The following is a 1,003-nucleotide window of genomic DNA, read 5'->3' on the forward strand; positions in this document are numbered from 1 at the left end:
GAAACCTGCGGGGTCAGGTTCGTTGAAAGTAGTCGGAATTGAATAAACGGAATTATGAATTAGACTTTGCATACCCAAAGAATGTAAAGGAATACAAAAATAGAAACCTGCGGGGTCAGGTTCGTTGAAAGTAGTCGGAATTGAATAAACGGAATTATGAATTAGACTTTGCATACCCAAAGAATGTAAAGGAATACAAAATGGCTCGTCTACCTCGACTATCCATCGCGGGCTGTCCTCAGCACATAATTCAACGAAAACCTGCGGGGTCAGGTTCGTTGAAAGTAGTCGGAATTGAATAAACGGAATTATGAATTAGACTTTGTATACCCAAAGAATGTAAAGGAATACAAAATGGCTCGTCTACCTCGACTATCCATCGCGGGCTGTCCTCAGCACATAATTCAACGAGGCAATAATCGCCAAGCGTGTTTCTTTGCTGAGCAGGATTACACAGTTTATTTAGATAAACTCAAGGATTCCGCTACTAAGCATAATGTTTCCATTCATGCATTTGTTCTAATGACTAACCATGTTCATTTATTAATGACAGCTCCTTCGATTGATGGGATCAGTCAAGTTATGCAAAATTTAGGAAGATATTACGTAAGGTACGTAAATCAAACATATCAACGAACAGGAACATTGTGGGAAGGTCGTTTTAAATCGACGTTAGTAGACACTGAAAGTTACCTATTAACACTTTATCGTTACATTGAATTGAACCCTGTTAGAGCTAGGATGGTTGAACATCCGGCTGCGTATCCATGGTCAAGTTATCAAGGTAATGCGGGCGATAGCAATATTGCACTACTGACACCGCACCCTTTGTATTTGGCGTTAGGAAATACTCAAGCGGAAAGAAAGTCTGCTTACCAAAGCCTTTTTCTTTCACATTTATCTGACAATACAATTCAGGCTATTCGCGATGCAACAAATAAGGCATGGGCGTTAGGTGATGATTCGTTTATTGAACAGGTTGCTAATACCTTATCTAGAAGAG

General features: G+C 39.8%; 1 protein-coding gene. It reads left to right on the plus strand.

Annotated elements, in window-relative coordinates:
• Window positions 1–354: 354 nt before the first annotated feature.
• On the plus strand, window positions 355–1,003 hold a 649-nt coding region (locus GARC_RS27510; protein ID WP_039990539.1), incomplete at its 3' end, for a transposase.

The organism is Paraglaciecola arctica BSs20135, assembly GCF_000314995.1.
Lineage (GTDB): Bacteria > Pseudomonadota > Gammaproteobacteria > Enterobacterales > Alteromonadaceae > Paraglaciecola > Paraglaciecola arctica.